At 56.0% G+C, this 26,447-nt stretch carries 25 protein-coding genes; 20 read left to right on the plus strand and 5 right to left on the minus strand.

The window, feature by feature from the left end; all coding sequences use genetic code 11:
- Nucleotides 1-21 precede the first annotated feature (21 nt).
- From MWU39_RS14120 to MWU39_RS14200, 17 genes are all read left to right on the plus strand, one after another.
- A complete protein-coding gene (locus MWU39_RS14120) occupies nt 22-1,587 on the plus strand; it encodes a lipopolysaccharide biosynthesis protein (RefSeq protein ID WP_247160921.1) in 1,566 nt (521 codons plus the stop codon).
- Nucleotides 1,574-2,650: a glycosyltransferase gene (locus tag MWU39_RS14125; RefSeq protein WP_247160922.1), complete on the plus strand. Its 1,077-nt coding sequence runs from the start codon at nt 1,574-1,576 to the stop codon at nt 2,648-2,650. The genes MWU39_RS14120 and MWU39_RS14125 overlap by 14 nt, the downstream gene beginning before the upstream one ends.
- A gap of 67 nt (nt 2,651-2,717) precedes the next feature.
- Nucleotides 2,718-4,040, plus strand: coding sequence for a hypothetical protein (locus MWU39_RS14130; RefSeq protein WP_247160924.1), 1,323 nt, complete (start codon nt 2,718-2,720; stop codon nt 4,038-4,040).
- A 75-nt stretch (nt 4,041-4,115) separates the two neighbouring features.
- Nucleotides 4,116-5,207, plus strand: a complete 1,092-nt coding sequence (locus MWU39_RS14135) for a glycosyltransferase family 4 protein (RefSeq protein WP_247160928.1) — start codon at nt 4,116-4,118, stop codon at nt 5,205-5,207.
- Complete coding sequence (locus MWU39_RS14140; RefSeq protein ID WP_247160930.1) at nt 5,207-5,767, plus strand: acyltransferase; 561 nt, start codon at nt 5,207-5,209, stop codon at nt 5,765-5,767. The genes MWU39_RS14135 and MWU39_RS14140 overlap by 1 nt, the downstream gene beginning before the upstream one ends.
- Entirely contained in the window at nt 5,764-6,987 is a 1,224-nt protein-coding gene (locus MWU39_RS14145; protein ID WP_247160931.1) for a glycosyltransferase family 4 protein, read from the plus strand. The genes MWU39_RS14140 and MWU39_RS14145 overlap by 4 nt, the downstream gene beginning before the upstream one ends.
- 6 nt (nt 6,988-6,993) lie before the next feature.
- Nucleotides 6,994-8,166: a glycosyltransferase gene (locus MWU39_RS14150; protein WP_247160936.1), complete on the plus strand. Its 1,173-nt coding sequence runs from the start codon at nt 6,994-6,996 to the stop codon at nt 8,164-8,166.
- Between the two features lie 14 nt (nt 8,167-8,180).
- Nucleotides 8,181-8,723: a putative colanic acid biosynthesis acetyltransferase gene (locus MWU39_RS14155; RefSeq protein ID WP_247160949.1), complete on the plus strand. Its 543-nt coding sequence runs from the start codon at nt 8,181-8,183 to the stop codon at nt 8,721-8,723.
- 83 nt (nt 8,724-8,806) lie between these two features.
- Nucleotides 8,807-9,658 carry a glycosyltransferase family 2 protein gene (locus MWU39_RS14160; RefSeq protein WP_247160954.1) on the plus strand — a complete coding sequence of 284 codons (852 nt, stop codon included), beginning with the start codon at nt 8,807-8,809 and terminating at the stop codon, nt 9,656-9,658.
- 20 nt (nt 9,659-9,678) lie between these two features.
- Nucleotides 9,679-10,650 carry a UDP-glucuronic acid decarboxylase family protein gene (locus MWU39_RS14165; RefSeq protein WP_247160957.1) on the plus strand — a complete coding sequence of 324 codons (972 nt, stop codon included), beginning with the start codon at nt 9,679-9,681 and terminating at the stop codon, nt 10,648-10,650.
- Between the two features lie 27 nt (nt 10,651-10,677).
- Nucleotides 10,678-11,988: a UDP-glucose/GDP-mannose dehydrogenase family protein gene (locus tag MWU39_RS14170; protein WP_247160960.1), complete on the plus strand. Its 1,311-nt coding sequence runs from the start codon at nt 10,678-10,680 to the stop codon at nt 11,986-11,988.
- Between the two features lie 34 nt (nt 11,989-12,022).
- Entirely contained in the window at nt 12,023-12,784 is a 762-nt protein-coding gene (locus tag MWU39_RS14175) for a glycosyltransferase family 2 protein (protein WP_247160963.1), read from the plus strand.
- Entirely contained in the window at nt 12,781-13,902 is a 1,122-nt protein-coding gene (gmd, locus tag MWU39_RS14180) for a GDP-mannose 4,6-dehydratase (RefSeq protein ID WP_247160965.1), read from the plus strand. Before MWU39_RS14175 ends, gmd begins: the two co-directional genes overlap by 4 nt.
- A gap of 19 nt (nt 13,903-13,921) precedes the next feature.
- Nucleotides 13,922-15,343 carry an O-antigen ligase family protein gene (locus MWU39_RS14185; RefSeq protein WP_247160966.1) on the plus strand — a complete coding sequence of 474 codons (1,422 nt, stop codon included), beginning with the start codon at nt 13,922-13,924 and terminating at the stop codon, nt 15,341-15,343.
- A 76-nt stretch (nt 15,344-15,419) separates the two neighbouring features.
- Complete coding sequence (locus MWU39_RS14190; RefSeq protein WP_247160968.1) at nt 15,420-16,133, plus strand: polysaccharide biosynthesis/export family protein; 714 nt, start codon at nt 15,420-15,422, stop codon at nt 16,131-16,133.
- A gap of 8 nt (nt 16,134-16,141) precedes the next feature.
- Nucleotides 16,142-18,259 (plus strand): polysaccharide biosynthesis tyrosine autokinase, encoded by a 2,118-nt coding sequence (locus MWU39_RS14195; protein ID WP_247160970.1) that lies wholly within the window; start codon nt 16,142-16,144, stop codon nt 18,257-18,259.
- A gap of 135 nt (nt 18,260-18,394) precedes the next feature.
- On the plus strand, nt 18,395-19,483 hold the full coding sequence (locus tag MWU39_RS14200) for a hypothetical protein (protein ID WP_247160972.1): 1,089 nt from the start codon (nt 18,395-18,397) through the stop codon (nt 19,481-19,483).
- Between the two features lie 7 nt (nt 19,484-19,490).
- On the opposite strand, the gene fabI is transcribed toward MWU39_RS14200, so the two are convergent.
- From fabI to MWU39_RS14215, 3 genes are all read right to left on the minus strand, one after another.
- Nucleotides 19,491-20,309: an enoyl-ACP reductase FabI gene (gene fabI, locus MWU39_RS14205; protein ID WP_247160982.1), complete on the minus strand. Its 819-nt coding sequence runs from the start codon at nt 20,307-20,309 to the stop codon at nt 19,491-19,493.
- Entirely contained in the window at nt 20,306-21,178 is an 873-nt protein-coding gene (locus MWU39_RS14210; protein WP_247160984.1) for a YihY/virulence factor BrkB family protein, read from the minus strand. Before MWU39_RS14210 ends, fabI begins: the two co-directional genes overlap by 4 nt.
- Before the next feature lie 182 nt (nt 21,179-21,360).
- On the minus strand, nt 21,361-22,326 hold the full coding sequence (locus MWU39_RS14215) for a DnaJ C-terminal domain-containing protein (protein ID WP_247160985.1): 966 nt from the start codon (nt 22,324-22,326) through the stop codon (nt 21,361-21,363).
- Between the two features lie 160 nt (nt 22,327-22,486).
- Between MWU39_RS14215 and pdxH the strand changes: the two genes are divergently transcribed.
- Both pdxH and MWU39_RS14225 read left to right on the plus strand, forming a co-directional pair.
- The gene (pdxH, locus tag MWU39_RS14220) at nt 22,487-23,140 is read left to right on the plus strand and encodes a pyridoxamine 5'-phosphate oxidase (protein ID WP_247160986.1); all 654 of its coding nucleotides are present in this window, start codon (nt 22,487-22,489) and stop codon (nt 23,138-23,140) included.
- An 11-nt stretch (nt 23,141-23,151) separates the two neighbouring features.
- On the plus strand, nt 23,152-23,961 hold the full coding sequence (locus MWU39_RS14225; protein ID WP_247160988.1) for a PhzF family phenazine biosynthesis protein: 810 nt from the start codon (nt 23,152-23,154) through the stop codon (nt 23,959-23,961).
- On the opposite strand, the gene MWU39_RS14230 is transcribed toward MWU39_RS14225, so the two are convergent.
- The gene (locus MWU39_RS14230) at nt 23,946-25,094 is read right to left on the minus strand and encodes a serine hydrolase (protein ID WP_247160989.1); all 1,149 of its coding nucleotides are present in this window, start codon (nt 25,092-25,094) and stop codon (nt 23,946-23,948) included. The two genes, MWU39_RS14225 and MWU39_RS14230, sit on opposite strands and share 16 nt — an antisense overlap.
- Before the next feature lie 35 nt (nt 25,095-25,129).
- On the opposite strand from MWU39_RS14230, the gene MWU39_RS14235 reads away from it, so the two are divergent.
- Nucleotides 25,130-25,474, plus strand: coding sequence for a hypothetical protein (locus MWU39_RS14235; protein WP_247160991.1), 345 nt, complete (start codon nt 25,130-25,132; stop codon nt 25,472-25,474).
- 3 nt (nt 25,475-25,477) lie between these two features.
- Here the strand turns inward: MWU39_RS14235 and MWU39_RS14240 are convergent, their stop codons facing one another.
- On the minus strand, nt 25,478-26,413 hold the full coding sequence (locus tag MWU39_RS14240) for a GDP-L-fucose synthase (protein ID WP_247160992.1): 936 nt from the start codon (nt 26,411-26,413) through the stop codon (nt 25,478-25,480).
- Nucleotides 26,414-26,447: the final 34 nt, after the last annotated feature.

A 26,447-nucleotide genomic window follows, 5' to 3' on the forward strand; every position in this document is an offset into this window, starting at 1 on the left:
CAAAACGTGAATTGATCGCCAATGCTGCGCTGGCTTACCCGCTCTCGATCCGATCCCGTTGGCAAGGGCGGGGTGTCGCCATTTGACACGTCGCATCTTGAAAGCGGTTTGGGCAAGCGCACAGCAAGCAGCGCGGCGACGACGCTCGTTTCGAGCGTGCTCACCTTCGCCATCCAGATTGCTCAGCTCGCGATCCTTTCGCGCTTGTTGACACCGGAAGATTTCGGTCTCGTCGGGATGGCTATCGTGGCAACCGGGTTTATTCGGCTGTTTGCGGATATCGGGCTGGCGACGGCGACGATGCAGCGCGATGAGATTGATCAGGCATTTGTCAGCGCGCTGTTTTATATCGATTTGATCGTTGCCACCGGCTTGATGCTGCTGTGTCTGGCAATCGCGCCGCTTTCTGCTTCAGTGTTCAGCGAACCGCGAGTTGCGGTGATTATCGGGGTGGTTGCCCTGACCTTTCCGCTTGTGGCTTTGCGGGGTCAACACCAAGCTCTTCTTGCTCGCCGAATGTTTTATGTGCGCATCAACATTACGAGACTGGCGTCCAGCATTCTCGCGGCGCTTGCCGCCACCCTCAGCGCATGGTGGTTTGAACTGGGCTATTGGTCGATCGTCATCGGTATTGTCGTTGGCGATGTTTCGCTGGTCTTGTTCAGCTGGATCGCATCGCCTTGGATGCCTTCGAGGCCCGGATCACTCGCGGCAGGGAAATCGGCTCTCGGATTTGGCCTCAATTTGCTGGGGGCAAACATTGCGGGGTGGCTCTGGAAACAAGCTGACCGCGCCTTTATCGGCTGGCGATGGGATGCGAGCGAGCTGGGGTATTACACGCGGGCCTATTCGGTCCTGATGGTGCCGCTAAACCTCGTTAGCGGCCCGATCGGGAGCGCGGTTATTCCGGCCTTATCCCGGCTTCAGAACAAACCGGCGGAATGGACGGCATTGATGCTGACAGCCGCGCGGGCGATGGCGTTCTTTTCGGGCTTGCTTACTCTCGGACTGGCGTTGAACGCGCACTACATCATCCTCCTGCTGCTCGGCCCCGACTGGTCATACAGTGAGACTATCTTTTCGCTTCTGGCTTTGTCCTTGTTCCCGAGCTTTATCTGGGAGCATTCTCGGTTTGTATTCATATCGCGCGGGCGGACCGACGTGATGCGAAACTATGCTGTGGGTGCGGCGATCGTTCACGTTGCGGCGTTTGCGATCGGCGTTTCTTGGGGCGCGGTTGGTGTCGCGATCTCGCTGGCCATTGCTTCGGCTTTGGTAACGCCGGTTTTGTTGGTCGTTGCGGCGCGGGTTTCGGAATGCTCTGTCTGGACGCTCACCATTCAGTCCGTGCCTTCGCTTATTGCAATGCTTGCAGTTTGGGGACTGGCGTGGCTTGCCGCTCCAATGTTCTCAGAAGACGCGGGCTTATGGGAGACGTGTATCAAGAGTGCGGCCATTGTGCTGGCCTATTGCGGAGTGCATTTAATCGCTTTGCCCTTCTTCGAAGGTTGGCGGAGTGACATTCGCCGAGTATGGGCCTTTGCGATCAAGCATATGCAAAAGGGCGCGAGCGATGAAGCCGCATAACAATTCGGCAATGCGCGTCGTTCTGCTCGGCTATATGCACGGCCGCGGTGGAATTCAGACGCACACACGTTTTCTTGCAGAAGGCCTGCGTGAGCGCGGCCATGAAGTAACAATTGTTTCGCCGGCACCCATGCGCTCTCACGGCCATGAGGATACCACCGAGGGTGTCCACATTTATAACGGATTGGCAGATCTTGTTCGCATTGTTCGCGGTGCTGAACCCGATGTGGCTGTGGCAACAGGAACAGGTTGGGCATCGATGCTTGGCGTGCTCGCCGCAGGCCGTTCCTGCAAAAAGGTCTTTTTCGAAGTCATGAGCGGCGCCCGGCCCGCTGCATTTGACCCGCGTGTTCTTTCACGATTCGGTTTTGATGCGATTGTGGGGCAGGGTTCACCTGTAACGCGGCGCTTTATGAAAGAGTTCAGTTGGCGCGGGCCAAGCGAGACGATCCCGGCTTTGCCAGAGCCGCTTGAGCGCCAGTTTACAATCCCTGCTCGGAAACTGAGATCCGTAAAAAAGGGAGTCCGCTTCGCCTATTTCGGCCGCTTTGGTCCTGCGAAGAATGTGCGGCTTCTGATCGAACGTTTCGAAGACTATGCCGGATCGAAGGGGACGCTCGACATTTGGGGCGGTGGGAGCGATGCCGACGAGCTCGCCAAACTGATCAAAGACAGCGGTCTGGCCGATCGGATCACAATGAAAGGCCGCTATCCCGAAGGGCAGGCCTATATCGGCTTGCTGCAGGATTACGATCTGATGCTTCTGCCGACGGTTGCAGAAGAAGGAGCGCCGCTTGTCTTGCTAGAGGCGATGGCTTGCGGTTTGCCGTTTGTTGCAAACGGCATGGGCGGCATACCGGACTATACCAATCCCGACAGTATCATCACTGAAAATGGCGATATTACGGACTTCATTCCGTCCGTTGTAAAAATGGTTGAGCGGCTGGAAAGTGCGGACGTTGATCTGGCGCGCTTGCAAAAGCACTACGCTGACCATTTCAGCTTTGTCAGGCTCGTAGATCGCTGGGAGGCTTTCTTACTCACTCTCGCGAAGCCCGAATGATGGACACAAAGTTGGAAAGTCTCGTCGCAAAGGCTACAGCTCGGGTGAGCAGAGTAAAGCGCACCTGATGGATACGTCCCTTGCAATTCTGATACTGATCGGCGTTTCGCTGGCGGTTGTAGCAATTCGAAACGGCAGAAATGCCGATATTTTTACATTCCCATTTCTGTTCCCTGCAGTGACGTTGGCCTTTGTGCTGGTCGAATTTTCCGACTTCATGCTCAATGCCGGCATTCTCTTTGAGATTTATAGAGATACGGGCACTGTAACGATTGCCCTGTTTATGATCGCCAGCTGCGCGATTTTGGGCCTTTCGGGATACGCGTTGGGCGCGCGCGGTACGGTAAAAATGCGCACGGCACCAAGCGGTCTGCAACCACCGAGCGAACGTGATATTCGGTACATGCACATCGCATCGATTGTGCTTGGTGCAATGTCATTCGCCGCATTCCTAGCTTTGGCCAGCTTGAGCGGCGGGGTCGAAGCCTATGTCTTCTATTCGGGATCTTACTCTCTCGAATGGCGAGGCCTGCCAGTCTATCTGATTTTTGTCGTACGGCTTGTCTACGCATCGATCGTGATTCAGCTGTGGCTTTGGGTCCGCACGAAGCGGCAGCGTCATCTGCGCTGGGCCGCACTTTTTGCACTGATCCCGTTGATCAATATCATCTTTATTTTCCGTCGATCGGAAGTGATCAAGCTAGGGGTGTTTTTCGGCTATTTCCTGACAAATTATCGCTACATTTCTATCGGGCGAGTTCCTGCATTTTTGGGGCTGGTCGGCATGTATGGCGTGTTCAAAATCTTCCCATTCCTGCGGAATGAGGCCGGCAAGCAGTTAGAGATGAACGAGCTTATCGACAAAGCACTGGATCGAAAGACATACGAAGACACCGAAATCGCCTCTGGCTTGTTCAGAATCTATCATTCGATGGAGACCGGGTTTTTCGAGTATGGAGCAGTCTTCTACAATGCTGTAATTGGACAGTTTGTCCCCGCTGGACTGGTCGGAACCTCGATTAAGTCGATGCTGATGCTTCCCATGATTGAGTACACCGACAGCAGTTTTTCTGCTTATCGTTTCTACCTTTCTCCGATGGGTTTTGCGCAGGCTTATCAGCAATTCTGGCTCTTTGGCGGCGTGATTTTCTTCGCTTTGGGGTTCTTTATGGCGCGGCTGGAAAGTCGCCGTTTCGACAATCGGCGCATCGAAATCTTTCTTGTTCTCATGATCCCGTCTGCAGTCTTTACGGTATCTGCCGATCTGGCCTTGTTCATGCCGCAAATGATCACTTGGCTGATCGTTACACTGATTTGCGTTCCAAAGGTTCTGGGCTCGCCCAAGGCATCTTTGGCGCAGCAACGCAGCTTGGTTCACCAAGGCCGCTGAACAATGAAAGTAACTGTCCTCCAACCCGGCGCGCGACACGGCTATCTACAATCGCGATTCTTGCACCGCGCAGATATGCTGCAGAGGATCTACACTGATTTTGCGATGGCCGATCATGCCGTATCCAAAGCGCTGGCCAAGTTCACACCTAAGCAATCGCTCCGTGCCAAACTTTCACGCCGCACCATCGCCGAAATCCCTCAATCGAAGATTTCACTGTTCACCAAGGCGGCGCGTCAGAACCGCATCGGCCGACCAGATCCGTGGCCAGTATCTGCGAAAGATCTGGCCGAGACCGATGTCTACTTCACGCAATATTACTCGGGCGGACATGGCTTGAGAGAGCGAGCCAAGAGCGGATCGAAAATCGTCTCTGATGTTTTCACCGTCCCCTCGACTCACAAGATTGTGAATGCTGAATGCGAACGCTTTCCCGAATGGGGTGAGAGGGCTTGGGATGACGCATTGAATGCTCAGTACGAACGCTTCACTCTTGATATGCTTGAGGATTGCGATGGACTTTTTTGTCCAGCGCAATCCGTGATTGATGATGTCGGCGGCTACGGAAGCCAATATCGCGAAAAGTGCATGCTTGTTCCTTACGGATCGAGCCTTTCATTTCCCTCTAAAGTCTTGCCAACGCCGCGCCGGGTCCTGTTCGCTGGTACGATTACGCTGCGCAAGGGCCCGCAATATGTGAAGCAAGCGGCGGACTTGCTGGCCAAAGCTGGCTTCACATTCGTGTTTGCTGGCGGCATCAGCGATACTGCCGCTGCGCAGCTTGAGGGGGATAATATCGAACTGCTCGGGCATGTTTCCAAAGAACAAATGGCCACGGAGTATTCGCGTGCGGATGTGTTTGTGCTTCCTTCGCTGGCAGAAGGTTCTGCTGGCGTGGTACTCGAGGCGATGAGCGCAGGGCTGCCCGTTGTGGCCACTAGAAAGGCCGGCGTCGATTTTGCAGATGGAGAAGCGGGAATCTATGTGCCGGAATGCGATGGGGGTGCCATTGCTGCTGCTCTTGAGAAGATTTGCAATGACCGTGACCGTCGCAGCATGATGTCGAATGCCGCCCTTGAGCGTGCAGGCGAGTACGACAACGCAGCGTGGGAACAATGCTTTGTCGATTCAATCAAGCGCGTTCATGCCGGATTGGTGGTGGCCTGATGAACGCGATACTCGACTGGAAAGTGATTTTGCGTGGTTGGTTTTACCGGCTCTTGTCCGGCATCTGGTTCAAAAGGCTAGGGCAACGTCCTCGAATTGCTGGCAAGCAACGCTTTTATAGGCCCTTGATGAAAATCTCGATTGGTGATGATGCAATGTTGGGCGACAATCTGTTCTGGCAGGTCGCACGCAGCAGCGAAGTAAAAATTGGTGATCGCTTTAGCCTAAACGCCAATGGCCTGGTGGTGATCAGTTCTGGTCTCACCATCGGCGATAATGTCGCGATTGGAGAAATGGTGTCGCTGCGCGATTCAGAGCATAAGTTTCATCCCGATCACGGCGTTCGCGGGCAGGGTTTCAGCACTGCACCGATCGTAATCGAGGACAATTGCTGGATTGGCAGAGGAGCCTATATCGGGCCGGGTTCGCACATTCGGCGAGGGTCTATCGTCGCAGCCCACTCAGTGGTGCGCGGCGAATTCCCTGCAGGAAGCCTGATTGCCGGGGCGCCTGCCAAGACCAAAAGGTCTCTTCTGAGCGAAAGCGGCACTCCATCATGAAGATCGCGATCCTCTTTGACCGCTTCGGCCCCTATCATATTGCCCGCATCAAAGGGGCGATGGAGCATGCAGAAATGCTGGCGGTTGAAGGCGCGCCGCACCGCGCGGTCTATGATTGGGTGCCACCTGAATTGCCTGAGGGGTTGGCCTATGCCGCGCTAACCAAGGTTTCTGGCGAGGAAACGGATGCCGCGCTGATTGAGCGGCGGCTGGATGAATTGGTTGCGCCATTCAAGCCCGATGTTCTGGCGCTGGCAGGCTGGTCAAACATGATCACGCTTACGGCTCTGCGATGGTGCGCCCGGAAAGGCATTCCAGCGGTGTGCATGACGGAAACCAACGATTGGGATTTTGAACGCAAATGGCTTGCCGAACGGGTCAAGAAGGGCATTGTCGCCCACTACAGCGCGGGCCTCGCGACGAACGATAGCCAGGTGAATTATCTCGCCGGATTGGGCGTCAGGCGCGACGCGATTTTCCGCGGCTACAATGCGATCGACAACGCGTTTTTCCGCGCTGAGGCTGAAAAATGGCGGTCGCAGCCCGGCTTGCCGCCTGAAATCGCCGGTGCTGTGCCGGATGGCGCACGGGGCCAATACTTCCTCGCATCCAACCGTTTTATTCCCAAAAAGAATTTGGCGCGTTTGCTGGATGCCTGTGCTGCGTTCCGTTCCGAAAGGAGCGATGATCCAGCCGATTGGCCGCTCGTGCTATTGGGGGACGGTGATTTACGCGGCGAGATCGAAGCCCAGATCAAAGCTTTGGACTTGTCTGCGCATGTGCATCTGCCGGGTTTCCTGCAGGTTGATGCTTTGCCGCGATATTATGCAACCGCCGGTGCATTCGTCCATGCCAGCACAACCGAGCAATGGGGGCTGGTGGTAAATGAAGCGATGGCGTCCCGTCTGCCTGTGGCCGTCTCTGATCGCTGCGGATCGACGCATTTCCTGATCGAAGACGGTGTAACCGGGTATTCGTTTGATCCGTTCAAAACAGATGAGATTACCCGTGCGCTGAATGAGCTTGCCGCACTGCCCGCTGACACCCCGCTGCTTGATGCAGCCGATGCCAAGGTCGACGAAGTCAGTCCGGCTAAATTTGGTGCAGGCCTCGCAAATGCGGCGCAGGCCGCCGTTGCATCGCCAGCAAAGCCGGGTGCAATTGATCGATTCGTGCTCGAATTGGCGATTGCCCGCGCCGCTCGCAACGAAAGAGCGTAGCTCTTGATGCGCAAAGAAGAGCCGCTTTCGCTGGGTATCGTAACAGGTTCAATGTCCCGCAATGCTGGGGGGTTGTTTAACTCGGTTCGCAAATCGGCACTGAACCTCGCGGAGATCGGTGCCGATGTCAGTGTCTACGCGCTTGAGGATGAGCATAGCGCGGCTGACTATGCTGAATGGGCGCCGCTGCAGCCAAAGGTTCTGCCTGTGCGGCTCGGCGGGCTTTTTCCCTATGCACCAGCGCTTCCGCAACGGCTCGACCACGCGAAGCACGATGTCCTGCATCTGCACGGGATTTGGCAGCTCAATTCGCGCGCGGTGAACAATTGGAAACGCCAAACTGGCCGCCCAGTTATGATCTCCCCGCGAGGCATGCTGGATCCATGGGCGCTATCCAACTCGGCTTGGAAAAAGAAGCTGGTCGGCGCATGGTTTGAGAACCGCAATCTGGGTGAAGCGGACTGCATGCATGCGCTTAACGCTTCAGAGGCAGCGTCGATGCGGGCATTTGGCCTGACCGGCCCAATTGCGACTATTCCTAACGCCACCGATCTTCCTGAAATTGGCGAACGCATGCCGCGTAGCGGCAAAAAGACATTGTTGTTCCTAGGGCGGGTCCATCCGAAGAAGGGACTTTCTGAGCTGATCGATGCTTGGGCCGCTGCCTGCAAGATGCGCCCAGAGCTTACTGATGAATGGTCGCTGGCAATCGCTGGATGGGATGATGGTGGGCATCTCGCGCCGCTCCGACAAAGCATTGCAGAGCAAGGCGTGGCGGATAGCATCTCCATTCTCGGCCCGGCCTTTGGCAATGAAAAAGACAAACTGCTTCGCGATGCGGATGCATTTGTTTTGCCGTCATATTCCGAAGGCTTGCCAATGTCGGTGCTGGAGGCATGGGCTTACCGTTTGCCGGTTTTGATGACCGATGCCTGCAACCTGCCCGAAGGGTTCGCCGAGAATGCCGCGCTACAGATAACAACCGACCCGGAAGAGCTGTCTCAAAGCCTTGTATCGGGCCTGCTCGACAGGGATATTTCCGTTCTTGGGGAAAATGGACGTCGGCTCGTCCAAGACAGGTTCAGTTGGCGCCATGTCGCCCAAGAGCATTTGGCGGTGTACGATTGGCTCCTGGACAGAGGACCGCTCCCGGCTTGCGTTCAGATGCAAGGAGCCTAAACCGGCACACCGCGATGACGACCGATATTACCACGAACCGAACCGCTCAGAAATGGAGCCGACGCGCGCAGATCGGGCGCGTGCTTTGGCTGTTTGCGACGCCATTTTTCCGGCTAAGCCCTCGCCCATTATGGGGTTGGCGGCGCATGCTGTTGCGGATGTTCGGGGCGAAGATTGGCGATAACGCCCACATTTATCCAAGCACTCGCATCACAATCCCCTGGAATTTGGATGTTGGACCGCAGGCCGCGGTTGGTGATCATGCGATCCTCTATGCGCTCGGCCCAATCCGAATTGGAGCGCGCGCCACAATCTCACAATATGCGCACCTGTGCGCGGGAACGCATGACTGGCGTGATCCGGCCATGCCATTGATCAAGACACCGCTGGTTGTTGAGGATGATGCATGGGTATGCGCGGATGCGTTCGTTGGCCCCGGAGTGACGATCGGCCAAAAGGCAATACTCGGAGCAAGAGCAGTGGCCATGAATGATGTTGCGCCGGATACGATTGTCGGCGGCAATCCCGCCCGAGAAATCGGCAAGCGCGAAGGCTAGGTTACCTCGCAATCTTATGCGCGTTGCCTTAACGGAAATTGGGGGTGGGCAAGCAGCAGACTTGCCTCTAATGCAACGCCGAAATGATGCAGCGCAGCAAAACCACTCTCCCTGTAACCGTTGCGGTTCCAGTGAAGAACGAAGAGGCCAATCTGGCTCGCTGTCTTGAGCGGCTGGACCGCTTTGCTGAAATCGTTGTGATCGATAGTGGATCGACCGACCGGACATGCGAGATCGCAGCCGAATATGGCGCGCGCGTGGTCGATTTCCGCTGGGACGGCAAATACCCGAAGAAGCGCAATTGGTTCCTGATGAACGAACCGCCCAAGCAGGATTGGGTGCTTTTTCTGGATGCTGATGAGTTTCTCGACGATGCGTTTTGCGATGAAGTCGATGCGGCAATCGCCAAGGATGACAAAGACGCCTATTGGCTCGCATATGACAATTACTTCCTTGATCGCCCGTTGAAGCACGGAATTGCTCAGCGTAAGCTCGCGCTGTTTCGCGTTGGCAAGGCGATGTATGAAAAGATCGACGAGGATGGCTGGAGCCAGCTCGACATGGAAATCCACGAGCACCCGATTGTCGAGGGTGAGGTCGGAGAGATTTCCGCACCAATCGATCACCGCGATTATAAGGGCCTCGGCCACTTCATTCAGAAACACCGTGACTATGCCCAGTGGGAAGCGCGCCGCTTTGTCAAAATGCAGAATGACACGGCCGTTTGGGAACGGATGACTGGGCGTCAAAAGCTCAAATATCGCAACCTCACAAAGTGGTGGTTTCCGTATTTCTATTTCCTCACAACTTACATTGCGAAACTCGGCATTCTCGACGGATCGCAAGGCTTCCACTATGCGGCCTATAAGGCATGGTATTTCAAAACCATTCGATTGATGATTCAGGAACAGGCCGCTGCGGCGGACCGGACCTGATCGACTGACAGGAGCACACATTGGCTCGAATTTATGAAAGCCGGAAACGAATTCTGGTAACCGGCGGCGCGGGCTTTCTGGGCTCGCATTTGATTGACCGTTTGATCGCGCAAGGACACGAAGTCCTCTGCGTCGATAACCTTTTCACCGGGACAAAGCGCAATATCGATCATCTGCATGATGAGCCGCGCTTTGAATTCATGCGCCACGATGTGACGCAGCCATTGGTCGTCGAAGTGGATGAGATCTACAATCTCGCCTGTCCGGCATCGCCGATCCATTATCAGCACGATCCGGTTCAGACGACCAAGACAAGCGTCCACGGCGCGATCAACATGCTTGGTCTGGCCAAGCGTCTGAAGTGCAAGATCTTCCAGGCATCGACCAGCGAAGTCTATGGCGATCCGCATATCCACCCTCAGACCGAGGATTACTGGGGCAACGTCAATCCGATTGGCGAGCGTTCTTGCTATGACGAAGGCAAACGCTGCGCGGAGACACTGTTCTTTGACTATCACCGCCAGCACGATCTGCAGATCAAGGTTGCACGTATCTTCAACACCTATGGCCCGCGCATGCATCATGCCGATGGGCGCGTGGTTTCGAACTTTATCGTTCAGGCGCTGCAGGGCGAAGATATCACGATCTACGGCGATGGTTCGCAAACCCGTTCGTTCTGTTTCGCAGACGATCTGGTTGAAGGCTTCCTGCGCCTGATGGACACCGATCCGAGCGTTACCGGCCCGATCAATCTGGGCAATCCCGGCGAATTCACGATCAAGGAACTGGCCGAGAAAGTCATCGACATGACGAACTCGAAATCCAAGCTCACCTTCCTTGATCTGCCATCAGATGACCCGAAACAGCGGCGGCCTGATATTGCCAAGGCCAAGGAAATCCTCGATTGGGAGCCGCAAATCCAGCTTGAAGAAGGGCTCGCCAAGACGATTGCCTATTTTGAAAAGCGACTACCGGAAATCATGGGCCGCTAAACAGCGACCATTAAAGGAACCGATGACATGAAGATTGCAATGGTTGGCTCGGGCTATGTGGGCCTCGTCTCTGGAGCATGTTTTGCCGATTTTGGTCACGATGTGGTTTGCATCGATAAAGATCAAAGCAAGATCGATCGTCTGCATGACGGGATTATGCCCATCTATGAGCCGGGCCTCGACACGCTGGTTGAAAGCAATGTGAAGGCAGGACGCCTGTCATTCACCACGTCGCTTGCCGAAGGGATCAAGGATGCATCTGCCATCTTTATCGCGGTTGGCACACCAAGCCGCCGCGGTGATGGGCACGCTGACCTTTCCTTCGTCTATGCTGTTGCCAAAGAAGTCGGCGAAAGTCTGGCGAATGATGCGGTTGTTGTGACCAAATCGACCGTTCCTGTTGGCACAGGCGATGAGGTTGAGCGGATCATTGCTGAAACCGGCACCAAGCATCAGGTCGCCGTCGTATCGAACCCTGAATTCCTGCGCGAAGGCGCAGCGATTGACGATTTCAAGCACCCAGACCGGATTGTGATCGGTGCAGAGAGCGAATTTGGCGAAACCGTGATGCGCGAAGTGTATCGCCCGCTGTTCCTCAACGAATCGCCGATCCTGTTCACCAGCCGCCGCACTAGCGAGCTGATCAAATACGCAGCCAACGCCTTTCTCGCGACCAAGATCACTTTCATCAACGAAATGGCTGATCTGTGCGAGAAAGTCGGCGCGAATGTTCAGGACGTGAGCCGCGGTATCGGCATGGATGGCCGTATCGGCGCGAAATTCCTCCACGCGGGCCCGGGCTATGGCGGATCGTGCTTCCCGAAAGATACGCTTGCGCTGCTCAAGACTGCCGAGGACTATGACAGCCCGACGCGGATCATCGAAGCAGTCGTCAACGTCAATGAAAGCCGTAAGCGTGCGATGGGCCGCAAGGTTCTTGATGCGCTGGGCGGTGCAGAAAAGGCGCGCGGCAAAAAAGCGGCGCTGCTTGGCCTGACGTTCAAACCGAACACGGATGATATGCGCGACAGCCCGGCGATTGCCGTGGCGCAGACGCTGACTGATGCCGGCGTCGAGGTTGCCGCCTATGATCCGGAAGGCATGGAGCTGGCTCAGCCGCTGATGCCTGACGTCACGATGTGCGGCGATCCATACGAAGCGATCAAGGGTGCCGACGCAACTGTTATCGTGACCGAGTGGGACGCATTCCGCGCGCTTGATCTTGCGAAAGTCAAAGCGACTGCGAAGGCACCTGTGCTTGTCGACTTGCGCAATATCTACACCCCTGATGATGTACGGGCCGCAGGCTTCGAATATTCGTCAGTCGGCCGGGCCTGATCGGGGCGGCGCGAGCAAATAGCGCCAGTTTGGCATGAAAATATCCGTCGTCACCGCAGTCTACAACCGCGCGGGCACGCTCCGCGCGGCCATCGATAGCGTGCAGGCGCAAACCTACCCGAATATCGAGCATGTCATTCAGGACGGCGGATCGAGCGATGGGACGTTGGATGTGGCTCGAGAAGCTGCGACCAGCTCCACCGTTATCGTTTCGGAGCGGGATGACGGAATCTACGACGCGATCAATCGCGGCATTTCCAATGCCACGGGCGATGCGATCGGATTGATGCATTCCGACGACTTTTTTGCGGGTCCGCATGTGATCGACAAAATCGCCGCCGCGCTCGCTGATCCCGCAATCGACGGGGTTTACGGCGATTTGCAATATGTCGCTGCAGATGCCCCCGAGCGGGTGATCCGCCATTGGAAATCAGGCGAATACAGCGCGGCAAAATTGCGCCAAGGCTGGATGCCACCGCATCCCACGCTCTATCTGCGACGCGAAGTGTTTGACCGTCTGGGTCTATATGATACCGGCCTGCAGATTGCTGCGGATTACGACGCGATGCTGCGCTATTTGGTGAAAGGCGGGGTCAAGCTCGCTTATATCCCCGAAGTGCTCGTCAAAATGCGGGTTGGTGGGGAAAGCAATCGATCGCTGGAGCGCATCGTGCAAAAAAGCCGCGAAGATCTGACAGCCATTCGGAGAAATGGCGTCGGAGGAGTGGGTGTGCTGATCCAGAAAAACCTGCGTAAAGTGGGACAGTTCTTTGTGAAGGATACATCGGGACAATGACGAAAACCGCACTCATCACCGGCATCACCGGTCAGGATGGCTCTTATCTGGCAGAATTCCTGCTCGAAAAGGGATATGAAGTGCACGGTATCAAGCGCCGTGCGTCGCTGTTCAACACGCAGCGCATCGATCACATTTATCAGGACCCGCATGAGCAGGGCCGCCGGATGAAATTGCACTACGGCGATCTGACCGACACATCGAACCTGACCCGGATTATCAAAGAGGTCGAGCCGGACGAGGTCTATAACCTCGCCGCGCAGAGCCATGTTGCGGTAAGTTTCGAGGCTCCCGAGTACACCGCGGATGTCGATGGTATCGGCACATTGCGGATGCTGGAGGCGATCCGGTTCCTAGGGCTTGAGAAAAAGACCAAGTTCTATCAGGCGTCCACGTCCGAATTGTACGGTTTGGTGCAGGAAACCCCGCAGAAAGAAACAACGCCGTTCTATCCGCGCTCGCCCTATGCTGTGGCAAAGCTGTACTCCTACTGGATCACAGTGAATTACCGCGAAGCGTACGGCATGTATGCCTGCAACGGCATCCTCTTCAATCATGAAAGCCCGCGCCGTGGCGAAACCTTTGTGACGCGGAAAATCACGCGCGGCCTCGCAAATATCGCACAGGGCCTCGAACCATGCCTGCATATGGGCAACATCGATGCGCTGCGCGACTGGGGCCACGCGAAAGACTATGTCCGCATGCAGTGGATGATGCTGCAGCAGGACGTGGCCGATGACTTCGTTATCGCGACGGGCAAGCAATATACGGTGCGAGAATTCATCACTTGGTCGGCCAATGAACTTGGCATTTCGCTCGAATTTAGCGGCGAAGGTGTCGATGAGATTGCCACTGTCGCAGCGATTGAGGGTGACAAAGCGCCTGCTTTGAAAGTCGGCGATGTGATTGTTCGGATTGACCCGCGCTATTTCCGTCCTGCTGAAGTCGAGACGTTGCTGGGAGACCCTACCAAAGCCCGCGAAAAGCTTGGCTGGGAGCCTGAAATCACTGCGCGTGAAATGTGCGAAGAGATGGTCGCGTCGGACCTCAAGGAAGCCCAGCGTCACGCTTTGCTGGCCAAGCATGGGTTCGAACTTCCTGTAAGCATCGAGAACTGAATTCAGCTAGACCAAGCCCATGAGCCATCAGGCAACATCCCGGCACGGCACAAACCGGCCAAGCGCTGAAGCGGTCCATGTTATCGTTTGGCTTGCGCTGTTCGCTGGCCTGGTGACATTCCTCGGCGGAAGCTCGCGTTTCGATGCGGTCCAGGCCGCTGCGTTGAGACCGCTGGCTGCGTTGTTCCTGATCCCTGCGCTGTACTGGTATTCAAAACAGAAATTGGATGCAGCGCGCGCGCCGATGGTGCTTCTGGGGCTTACGGCGCTCTGGACTGCGATCCAGTTGATACCGCTTCCCCCGTCGATCTGGCATTTATTGCCCGGACGCGCGGCCATTGTTGAGCTTGATGCGTTGCACGGCCTTGAAGCGACCTGGAGGCCCATATCGTTTGTGCCAATGCGCGGCTGGAATGCGCTTATGGGCATGATCGTGCCGGTTTCCGCCGGATTGCTTGCCGTGGCGCTGCGGCCGCGATTGCGCACCTTGTTTTTGGTCATTGTCGGCATCGGTGTGGTGGATGCGCTGCTCGGTTTGTTGCAAATTATCGGCGACCCGCAGGGGCCGCTCTACTTCTACACCTTTACTAATGGCGGAGCGCCTGTCGGCATTTTTGCCAATGAGAACCATTCCGGGGTGTTTTCGGCGATCACACTTTTGGTGATCGCGCGTATTGGTTTGAGCGCGCGTAAGCCGGATCGCGCCAGTGTTCTCAACATAGCCCTTGCCATCGCGTTCTTGCTTGTCACGCTCGCAGTCTTGGTCAGCGGCTCTCGCGCGGCATTTGGCCTTGGCGCTGCAGCCTATGCTGCGACCGCCTTAATGGCTTGGCTCTGGCTTAAGCGCCCGGAACTGGTTGGCCAAACATCGGGGCCAGCCGCCATGATCGTTCGCTATCCCCGCGCAAGCATTATTGTCGGGTTGGCGGTGGCGGCTGGATTGCTGTTTGGCCTGATGCAGTTCGAACGCGCTCCGGGTGTCGTCGACGCCTTGAACCAGAATGCCTTTGAAGATTTGCGTTGGCGTATCGGATATATTCTTGGGAGCATGATCTCTACCCATTGGCTGTTTGGAACGGGTTTCGGATCATGGGATGCCGTCTACCAGATTTACGAGCCGACGACGTTTATGGGCCCTGCCTATGTGAATCAGGCGCACAATGACTGGGCACAGCTCATCATCGAAGGCGGCGTACCGGCTGTATTGCTGCTGCTCGCACTGGGGCGGTGGATCGCGTCCAGAATCCGGCGATTGTTTGCAAAGCGGCCATCCGCACTGGCTCGCTGTGTGTTCTGGCTTTCCATTCTTGCGATTGCAGCGGCGGCTTCTCTCGTCGATTATCCGCTTCGGACACCAATTTTCCAATTGGTCGCGATCTGGCTGGTTATTGCGTTGGCTTTCGATGCACGTGACAACAAGGTGTCGTCGCTCCCAAATTAAAGTGATTTTACCGCCAAAACTGTTGGACACGTCGCAAAATGCAGTATGGCAATAGCGACACTCGATGAGGGCCGTGATGAATTTGACAAGAATGCACCTACTGATTGCTGCAGCGGCTCTTATGCTAGGCGGCTGCGCCAGCGTGGATCGCACCTTTGGCGTCGCGCCAGATATTGAGGTGGCGGACCTTACAGAACTGCCTGCACCAACCGCACAGCAAATCTATCGACTAGGCCCTCAAGAAGTGGTCGATATTGCCGTAGTGGGCGCTGAGACATTGAGCGGGACATTCCTCACTGATGCTCAAGGCAACATCGAGTATCCTTTGTTGGGCTTGGTTCCAGTTGCCGGAATGTCACCGACCGAAGCGTCACGTATGATCGCAGACGGTTTGCGCGGTGATTATTTGCGCAACCCGCAAGTCCGGGTAATCCCGAAAGACCTCCCGTCATCTTCGATTTCGATAGGTGGAGAAGTTGTTAGACCCGGCAACTATGCCGCGCTGGGCAATGTCACTCTGCTTCGCGCGGTCAATCAGGCTGGCGGTTTAGACGAATATGCGAAACATGATGACGTCCTGATCATGCGAACAGTCGAAGGCCAGAACTATATCGGCGTATACAATATCGCCGCAATTCAACGCGGAAATTACGCTGACCCCAAACTGTATGCTGATGACGTGGTGATGGTCGGCGATTCTCCCAATCGGCGAAGGATTGACCGAATCATCGCGATTACCGCGCCTGTCATTTCATCGACAGCCGTCATCCTCAATCAGCTCATCCGGTAAAGAACCTTATGTCCGACAATCAGATTTCCGACGCAGGCGCATCTCAGAACGCCGGATATGTTGAGCAGGCGAGCGATCGCTTCCACCTTGATCTCGAGCGTTACTGGGTTGAGGCACGGGCGGTAAAATTCTGGATTGCGGGCATTATTGCGCTCGCGGTCTTGGCGGGCGTTGTCGCCACAATGCTCTCGACCGAATTGTTTCGCGCGAGCGCACGGATCGAAATCCAGCAAGAAGTTGATAATACGACCGGTGTTGATCCGTTGGACCGCCGGTCGCGCGGATCCGAGTTGACCTATCTCAACACCCAGTATGAGCTACTCGAATCGCGCTTTATGGCGACGCGGGTGATTGAGGCCGGTAATCTGAGCCGCGACGAAGAATTTCTGGACGCGTTCAACCTCCAAAACGCGCAGGAGATTTCTGATCGTCGGCTGACCGGGTTGCTGATCTCGAATGTCAGTATTTCGCCGATCATTCAGTCGAACCTTGTCGACATCCGTTTCTCCAGCTCGTCGCCTGCGGTTTCAGCCAAACTATCGAATCTTTGGGCACAGGAATTCATCGCCGCAAATTACGAAAAACGGTTCGGTGCGAATATTGAAGCACGCGAATATTTGAACACGCAAATCTCAGAATTGCGCGAAAAACTTGCCGATTCCGAAGCGGAATTGATCCAGTATGCGAATGCCAATGAAATCCTAATTCTGGAATCAACTGGCGGCGAAGCGGGCTCTGAAAGCGCGAGTCAGACGTTGATCGCCAACGATCTGGAGGCCCTCAACACTGCGCTTGCTGCTGCGGTTTCCAACAGGATTGAGGCACGTGCTGCTTCCCTGTCAAATGACTTCCCGAATGATGATCCCCGCGCTGAGTTGCGGAGCGATCTGATCAAGGCCGAGTCCGAATTGGCTCAACTCGAACAGAATTTTGGTCCGCGCTATCCAGAGTTGATCGAAAAGAAAACTCAGGTTGAATCGCTCCGCTCGGCTATTTCGCGTGAGACCTCTTCAGTGTTGCGGACTGCTGAAGTGCGCGAGCGCGATCTGCGCGCCAGGTTTGAAGCGGCCAAGTCCCGCTTTCTGAACCAGCAAGGACAGAGCATCAATTACGGTATTCTCAAACGCGAAGTCGATACGAACCGTGAGCTTTACGATGCGCTCTTGCAGCGGTTCAAAGGGCTTGAGGCATCAGGCGCTGGCCAAAACAATATTACGTTGATCGACAGCGCATCACCACCGAGTGCGCCTTATGCTCCATCACTCGCCAGCAATCTCCTAATTTCGCTGTTCGCTGCAGTGGTGGCCATTGCCGCATTGGTTTACCTCCGTGTGGCGCTTAGTCAGACCCTCAAAGATCCACAGGATATTACACGCCGTCTCGGTCTTCCTGTGCTTGGCACGATCCCGAGGATTCAGGGGGCCTCCATTGCGGATAGCCTGCTTGAGCGGTCTTCCGAGATCACGGAAGCTTACAAATCTGCGCGTACGAACCTTACCTTCCTCACTCCGGAAGGTGCGCCGAAATCGATTATGCTCACGTCTTCTGTACCGTCCGAAGGTAAGTCGATTTCGTCTTTCGCATTGGCTTCTAGCTTCGCCCAACTCGGCAAGAAAACCCTGCTCATTGATGCCGATTTGCGCAATTCGCGTATGGTCGATCTTGTCGGAGCCGCGGCTGCGGAAGGTGGAGGACTTACCTCTCTACTCACTGGCGCGAGCGACAGTGTGGGGTCCGAAACAGTCAAGGTCGAAGGGCATGACTTTGACTTCTTGCCGCATGGCCAGACACCGCCAAATCCTGTGGAATTGCTCGCAAGCCCTCGCTTCAAAGAGATTCTGACGCTTGCCAAAGGGCAATACGATCATGTGATCATCGATAGCGCGCCGATGCTCTCGCTCGCTGATGCGATTGAATTGTCGCGCGTCGTGGACGGCGTTGTTTATGTTGTCGAGTTCGATCGAATGAAACTGCGCGCTATCGAGAATGCGCTCGGCAGAATTCAAGCGACCGGTGCAAAGGTCTTTGGTGCGATTGTGACCAAGCTGGACGATAAGGGCGCGGCCTATGGTTATGGGTACGGCTATGGCTATGGCTACGGTTATGGCGCCACCGAAGAAAAGTAGGATTGCGGCAACTGCGCATCTGAAAGATCATTTGGACCGATTTGACCTGTGACGAAAATTGCTCCCAAACGCCTGGCAATCAGTGTCACGATCGGTCTTGCGCTGAGCATCATCGTTGCGCTTCAAACCCTTAGTATGCTTGCGACAAAAAGTTCGCCGGACGTCGCGTTTCAATTGTTCAGCGCAAACGCGGCGGCTTATGAGAATGCCGCTTTTGCGTCCTTTTCTGAGCAAGCCGCCCTCAATCCCAATGACCTTTCCGGTGCGGCACGATCTGCCCGATCATTGGCCGTTGAGGCGCTCAGGCGCGATCCGACCAGTGCCAAAGCGCTGGCGTTGCTCGCACTTTCTGAACCGGAAACGGAGCGTCACAAAGCAGCCATTGCCGCTTCACAGCTCAATCGGCGTGATCTGACTCTTCAAGGCCTTACCCTAGAAGCACGTTTGGCGAATGAGGAAACCAGTCAGGTTATCGAAACGCTGGATCAGATCTTGCGCGTGCACCCCGAATATTCGCGCGAGTTCTTCCCGGTATTGGGTCAAGCGTTGGAAAATCCGGCGGCCATTCCTGCCTTTGTGCGCTACCTTGATGGCTCATCACCGTGGCACGAATATTTCTTCACGAATTACGCCGTCGGACAAGCCAGCCTCCGTCCAAATCTGGCTACGATCCGGCTTGAACAACCTATCGGTGATGCAAATTTTGATCGCCGGCTCGTATCCCAGCTGGCGAAAGACGGCGAATTCGCCACAGCCCAGGCATTGTTCGATCATCTAAACAGCGCAAAAGGTGATGAGAAGAGCGGAACAGGCCAAGTTGGTTGGTCTTCTGATTTCCCGCCCTTTGACTGGAATTTCACAGATGAAAGCGGCTTTCGCGCACAGGCAAGTCTGGATGGCGAGTTGCTGGAAATCTTCGCTCGGCCAGGTAATGGCGGTGCGATTGCCGAACGGATTTTCGCGATGCCACAAACGCCATTCGAGTTGCGGCTCGAACAGAACGAGACAAATGCGAACCAAGCCGAAAACGTGCGGATCGAATTGAGTTGCCCGGGCCAGTCAGAACCATTTCTGACAGAGAGGCTTGCTCTGGGCAGAAACCAGATTGCCGTCGCTGAAGCTCCCGGTTGTGATCAGATGCGACTGGTGATCAACGCGCGTGCTTTTTCCGGTGAGGCAACGCTTCGTGCCCGGCTCAGCCAGATTGCGATCGTGGCGCGCTAAGCTCAGATTATCCGAGAGCGATGTCGGGCGCGTCTTCCTGCTTCATCCCGACAATGTGATAGCCACCATCGACGTGGTGGGTCTCTCCGGTGACGCCTGACGATAGGTCTGATAGGAAATAGAGGCCTGATCCGCCCACATCATCGATTGTGATGTTTCTGCGCAAAGGTGCGTTGAGTTCGTTCCATTTCAGGATGTAGCGGAAATCACCAATACCGCTGGCAGCCAGCGTTTTCACTGGCCCAGCGCTGATAGCATTGACGCGGATATTGCGCGGGCCGAGATCATTGGCGAGATATTTGACGCTGGTTTCCAAAGCCGCTTTTGCGACACCCATCACGTTGTAATGCGGAACAACCTTCTCCGCCCCGTAATATGTCAGCGTCAGGATGCTCCCGCCGCTTTCAGGCATCATCTCGGCCGCCCGCTTTGTCACCGCGACCAGCGAATAGGCAGAGATGTTCATGGTCATCAGGAAATTATCGAGGCTGGTATCAACATACTTGCCGCGCAGTTCGCTTTTGTCGGAAAAGCCAATGGCATGGACGACGAAATCAAGCGTATCCCAGCGCTCTTTGAGGGTATCGAACGCGCTATCCAGCGAATTCATGTCCGATACGTCGCATTCAAAACAGAAATCACTGCCGAGCTGCTCGGCAAGCGGCTTCACACGCTTTGCCAGTGCGTCTCCCTGATAGGAAAATGCGAGTTCGGCGCCATGTTCGGCAAGTTGCTTGGCAATGCCCCAGGCCAGCGATTTGTCATTGGCCAAGCCCATGATGAGACCACGTTTGCCGGCCATCAATTTTGCTACTGACTCGCTCATCCTGCATTCTCCTCAGATGTATCGCTGGCATTCTCTGGTTCAGCGAGCGCTGCATTCAATTCTGCGCCAATAACGAGGCCAAGCCCAACCAGCCAGAAAAAGAACAGCGCGATAATAATTCCGGCAAGGCTGCCATAGGTCAAATCATACGTAAAAAACTGGCGAAGTACGATTGGCAAAGCTGTTGTTACGCCGAGCCACCACATCGCTGTAAACAGAGCGCCGGGCCACTTCGGGTATTTGCGGGTCCGGTATTCGCCGGGCGTAAGCGTATAAAACAGCAGGTAAAGCGAAAACCCTAGGCCCAATGCCGGCACAATCCGCGAAAGACGCAAGGCGCCGATGAGCTCTGTCAATTGCGGCAGGCGAGCATCGATCACCTGCTGCGCTGTTCCAATGGCGACTTGCGCAAACAGGCTCACCATAAGCAGCACGACCGCGCCCAATATGAGGCCTGCGGAGAACAGCCTATACTTCCAGAATGCATGGCTTGCTTTGGTGCCATAAGCACGCCTGAGGATATCGCGTATGGTCTCAATCAGGCTTGAAACGGTCCAGAGCGCTACGCCTGCGCCAAACCATAACAGCCATCCTTCGCGCGCTATCATGGCATCCCGGGCGACCGGTTCAATCACACCGGCGACTGTCGGCGGCATACCCAGTACAACTGCGTCTACCATCTGAACCGCGAGCTCTTGACCGCCGACCAATTCAATAATTGCAGCGCCGATGATGAAGAACGGGAAGATCGCCAACATGGAAAGGTAGGCAAGATTGCCCGCATGGATGAAGCCATCATTGTAGGTGCCGTAAGACGTGCGGCGGACAACTTCGAACGCCCGGCTTCCGGGTGCAAGTGGGCCAGCCATGGCAGAGAGAACTTTGCGCCATTCAGGCAAGCGTCTTTCCGCGATCGGTCCGGAAGTAAGTGATTGCGGTGCGCTCACCCGCATTCTGTGGCGCCGCGCCTCCGGCGATAGCGAGGTGACCGTACGATCAGATGGAGGCGGGAGATCGGTCTGTTTGACCATGCGGCGCAGCTCGATCGACCCTAAAGGCCGAATTTCTCGCGCGGCTTGGATGGGTCTGCCCAGTCACCCAGCTGCTTTTGAAGTGCGTCAATGTCTTCGGGGAGCTGTATCTCGAGTGTGACCAATTGATCGCCTCGCGCCGCTTTGCCTGCTGTTGTTTTGCTGGCGCTTCGGGTCCAACCCTTGCCCGCCAACCGCATCACAGTCCCGCCATTTGTTCCGGGCTTGATTGTCAGCATCACAGGGCCATCGACCGTAGGGCATTTGACCTTGGCTCCGCGCAAAGCTTCATCCAGTGTTAGCGGCAAATCCATCCGGATGTGATCGCCATCGCGGCGGAAAAACGGGTGCGTCCCAACCTCTACTATGACGATGCCATCACCATTGCCGCCCGGCCCTTGATGGCCTTTACCCTTGAGGCGCATCTGAGTGCCGTCTTCGACACCGCCCGGCAGTTTCAGGTTGATCGTCTTGCCATCGGCCAGTGTGATGCGTTGATCCTTGCCTGACGCCGCATCCACGAATGGCACAGCCAAGCGGTATTGAATATCTGCGCCGCGTTTCTTTGGAGGTGGTGGCGGGCGTTGACCGAATCCCCGGCGCCCGGCTCCCGCGTTGCGGGCTTTCCCGCCGCCGAACAACCCTTCGAACAAATCGCCCAAATCCATGTCGTCTGGCGTGAAACCGCCGGGATCACGATAGCCGCCGCCCGGGCTGCCACCGCGACCGAAACCGCCACCCATCCCGCCAAACGGATTGAGCGGGTTGCCGTCAGCGTCGATTTCGCCCCGATCAAACTGAGAGCGTTTGTTTTTGTCAGACAACAAATCATAGGCTGCTGTCGCGTCCGAGAATTTCTCGGCAGCCTTCGGATTGTCTTTGTTCTTATCCGGATGGAACTGCTTGGCCAGATTGCGGTACGCACTCTTGATCTCTTTTTCAGAAGCGGTGCGCGCGACGCCAAGTGTGCCGTAAGGGTCTTTCATACCGTGTTAGCTAGGTGAGACAGTGCGCGGGTGCAAGCGTGGAAGCGGATTTGAAGAAACGTGCAGCCAATCAGAGCTTTCGGTTGTACCTTCCGGGTGAGGGATTACTTCCACCATAACGAAGCATGATATTGAACTGGTTTGAAAGGCCACTTTCCCGATGAATGACAATTCCGGTCTCGATTCTGCGCAGTTGGCCGATAGCGTGATCCCAGCAGGCGCCGATCCCTTTGTACTGTTCGACGATTGGTTTGCTGCGGCCAGTGATAGCGAGCCGAACGATCCCAACGCGATGGCGCTGGCGACTGCGACACCGGATGGTGCGCCATCAGTGCGGATGGTCCTGCTTAAAGGGCATGGCGCCGAAGAAGGCGGATTTACGTTCTTCACCAACGCAGAGAGCCGCAAGGGCGGTGAAATTCGCGCAAACTTGCAGGCGAGCCTCCTATTTCACTGGAAGAGCCTCCGCCGTCAGATCCGTATCGATGGGCCGTTGGTCGAGGTAACGCCGCAGCGAGCGGATGCGTATTTCCACTCGCGCCCCTACAAGAGTCAGGTTGGCTCAGCCGCGAGCGATCAATCCCGCCCGCTAGAGAGCCGGCAGGACTATCTGGACCGGGTAAAGGCATTGTGGGCCGAGCACGAAGCGTCTGGCCAAGTGCCGCGTCCGAAGCATTGGACCGGCTTCACGCTCAATCCTCAGCGGATCGAGTTTTGGATTGACCGCGACAACCGCCTTCATGACCGGCGCCTTTTCACACTTGAGGGTGCTGGTGATGCACTCTCTTGGTCCGACACACTGCTTTATCCGTAAAGGCCGAATTGATGACTCAAACGATTCCTTACTGGCATGTTGATGCTTTCTCCGATGTCCCTTTCGGCGGAAATCAGGCGGCAGTGATGGTGTTGGACGAATGGCTTCCCGATGACGTGCTGGTGAAGATCGGCGGCGAAAACATGTTCGCCGAAACTGCCTTCGTTGTCCCGGATCAATCGGGTGAAGCCGATTGGGAATTGCGCTGGTGCACGCCGACCTATGAAATTGCGCTATGCGGCCATGCGACTCTGGCGGCAGGACATATCTTGCTTACCCGTGACGGCGGCGACCAGATTCGGTTCCGCACCCGCAAATCCGGCATATTGGAAGTGCGCAAGACACCCAAAGGTTATGAAGTCGGTTTGCCTGCTATTCCCACGCACCCGGAGGATCACGCCGAAGCGGCATCTTACATCGGTGGGAACCCCGTTGCGATTTACAGGTCCGGCGGGGAGCAAATTGGCTACAATATCTTCCTGTTCGAAAGCGAAGAGGAGGTGCGGGCTCTATCTCCCGATCTCAAATCTCTGGCTAAACTGGGCACGGATCAGTTTGACTGCACCGCACCGGGCAAGAACAGCGACATCGTAAGCCGGATTTTTGTGCCAGGTGCCGGAGTGGACGAAGACAGCGTCACTGGTTCAGCGCACGCCGCGCTCACACCGTTCTGGGTCGAGCGACTCGGCCGAAACCAATTCACCGCGCATCAGGCATCGGAACGCGGCGGCGATTTAATCTGCCGGCTGGATGGCGATCGTGTCTGGCTGGGCGGACCATGCGTTACCGTGGTCGAGGGGCAGTTTCACCTCGCCGGATAAAGCGCAATGATGTCGGCGGCTTCCTGCAACATTGCAGGACGCTCGACAGATGTCGAATGGCCTAGCCGGACCAGAGTGACGCCTTGCTCCGGCGAAACCAGTACATATTGCCCCATATGCCCGATGAGCGAAAACAGGCTCGCAGGCGCACGCTCGGGGAACAGTGGATGGCCGAATTCTGCGCCATTGGCGCCAAGTGGTCGGTTCAACCACGTTTGAAAGCCGTATTGCGGGGCTGTCGGGCTTGGCTCTGTCATTGCGCTGACCCAGCGGCTTGGCACCAATTGCTCACCATCGGGCGACCGGCCCTGATTGCGCATGAACTCGCCAAACTTTGCCCAATCGCGCGCGGTTGCGTGCATCAGGCTGCCACCGATGAGCGTGCCCGAGGCATCGTATTCAGCGACCATTGATGACATGCCAAGTGGCTCGAACAGCCGCTCTTTGAGGTAATCGTCGACCGCGCTTCGGCGTGTTTCGGCATCATCGCTTGATGTAAGTGCGCTCGCCGCGATGTCGGCGAGAATGACAGTCGTGTTGGACGAATATTCGAAATTCTCGCCGGGTTCTGCTTCCAGCGGCTGCTCTTTGGCCCAGCGCGCCATATCATCGCGCCCGTCGAGGAAGAGCATCCGAACTTCGGATGATTCGTAGGGTGGATCGCCAGCTTCCGTGTGCCGCAGCCCGCTGCTCATCTGTAGCAGTTGGCGCAGCGTAATTTCTGCGCGCGGATCACCGGGCCGCTGCCACATGGCAATCGGCGCAGGCTCATCGACATTCAGCTTACCATCGGCCACAAGCATCCCGACCAAAACCGCTGTGATCGTCTTTGCCATCGACCAGCTGATCATCCGGGTCTCTGCATCATAGCCGTCAGAATATCGTTCGGCTGCCAGTTCGCCATCCGCTATCAACACGATGGCACGAGTTTCGCCGAGACCTTCCTTTGTAAAGAGATCATCGATTTGTCGCGCGAGCTGATCTTTGGGGGCACCCGCTTTATCCGTGACGACGGCCATTGCCTCATCACTCAGTGGCGCGGGCACGGGCTCAGCTGTCCCTCCGCATGCGCCGAGAACGGCGGCCAAGGAGAGCGGAGCAGCGAAACGGAGCAAGGCTTTGCGATCAGTCATTGCGCTCTCAATTCCCTAACGATAACGCCAAGGCAATGGCTAAATCATCGACCCCCCGTTCTTCGTCCCGTATTGCGCTATGGCTTCTATTGATCATCGCTGCGGCAATCGCTGCTGCCCTATACGCCTATCGAGCGCCTATTGGCGGCTACGCTGATGTCGGCACGTCATACGCAGCACGTGTTGCGTGTTCGTGCCGCTTTGTGGCGGGACGGACGATGGAAGATTGCGAAAAGGACAAGCTGGGCGGAATGGAGCTTGTCACTTTGTCCGATGATGTTGAAGCAAAGAGCGTGACTGCGCGATTCCCGCTCGTCACCAGCAACACAGCCACTTTCCGCGAAGGGTATGGCTGCGTGTTGGAGAAGTGGGAAGGTTGATCCCTACTTTTCGGCGACGTTGTCGAGGAACCAGCGATAAGCGCTGGCAATGCCTTCTTCGAGGCCGATTTTCGGCTTCCACCCCATCTTAGCGATCTTGGAGCCATCCATCAATTTGCGCGGGGTTCCGTCTGGCTTCGTTGTGTCCCGTTCAATGGAGCCCGTAAAGCCAACCACCTTGCAAACCGTCTCGACCAGTTCATTGATCGTGAGGTCAGTGCCCGAGCCCAAGTTGACATGGCCCGCGTCCGAGTAATTCTCCAGCAGGAAGATACAGCCAGCGGCCAGATCATCGACATGCAGGAATTCGCGGCGCGGCGTGCCGGTGCCCCAGATCATGATGCTGTCTGCACCCGCCAATTTCGCCTCATGCGCTTTGCGGATCAAAGCGGGCAGAACATGGCTTGATTGCAGATCGAAATTGTCGCCCGGACCATAAAGGTTGGTCGGCATCGCGCTGATAAAGTCAGATCCGTATTGTTTACGGTAAGCTTCGCACAGCTTGATCCCAGTGATTTTGGCAATCGCGTACCATTCATTGGTCGGCTCAAGCGGGCCGGTGAGCAGCGCGTCTTCGGGGATTGGTTGCGGGGCAAGTTTCGGATAGATGCACGATGATCCGAGAAAGAGCATTTTCCCGGTTTCACTGCGATGCGCAGCCTCGATCACATTGGCTTCGATCATCAGATTGTCATAGAGGAATTCAGCCGGGAAGCTGTCATTCGCAAGAATGCCGCCGACCTTCGCTGCGGCCATCACCACTGCATCGGGCCGGTTGGCGGCGAACCAATCGCGCACCGCAGCTTGTTCTCGCAGATCAACCGATCGCGGCGCTGTCAGAACTTCGACTCCGCGGGTCTCCAACTGGCGAACAATCGCCCCGCCCACCATGCCGCGGTGACCGGCGACGTAAATCCGTTTGCCGTTGAGATCGTACATAGCAGGCTGAATCCTGATCGAGAGAGGAGACTAT

The sequence above is a fragment of the Erythrobacter sp. F6033 genome, assembly GCF_023016005.1.
GTDB lineage: Bacteria > Pseudomonadota > Alphaproteobacteria > Sphingomonadales > Sphingomonadaceae > Erythrobacter.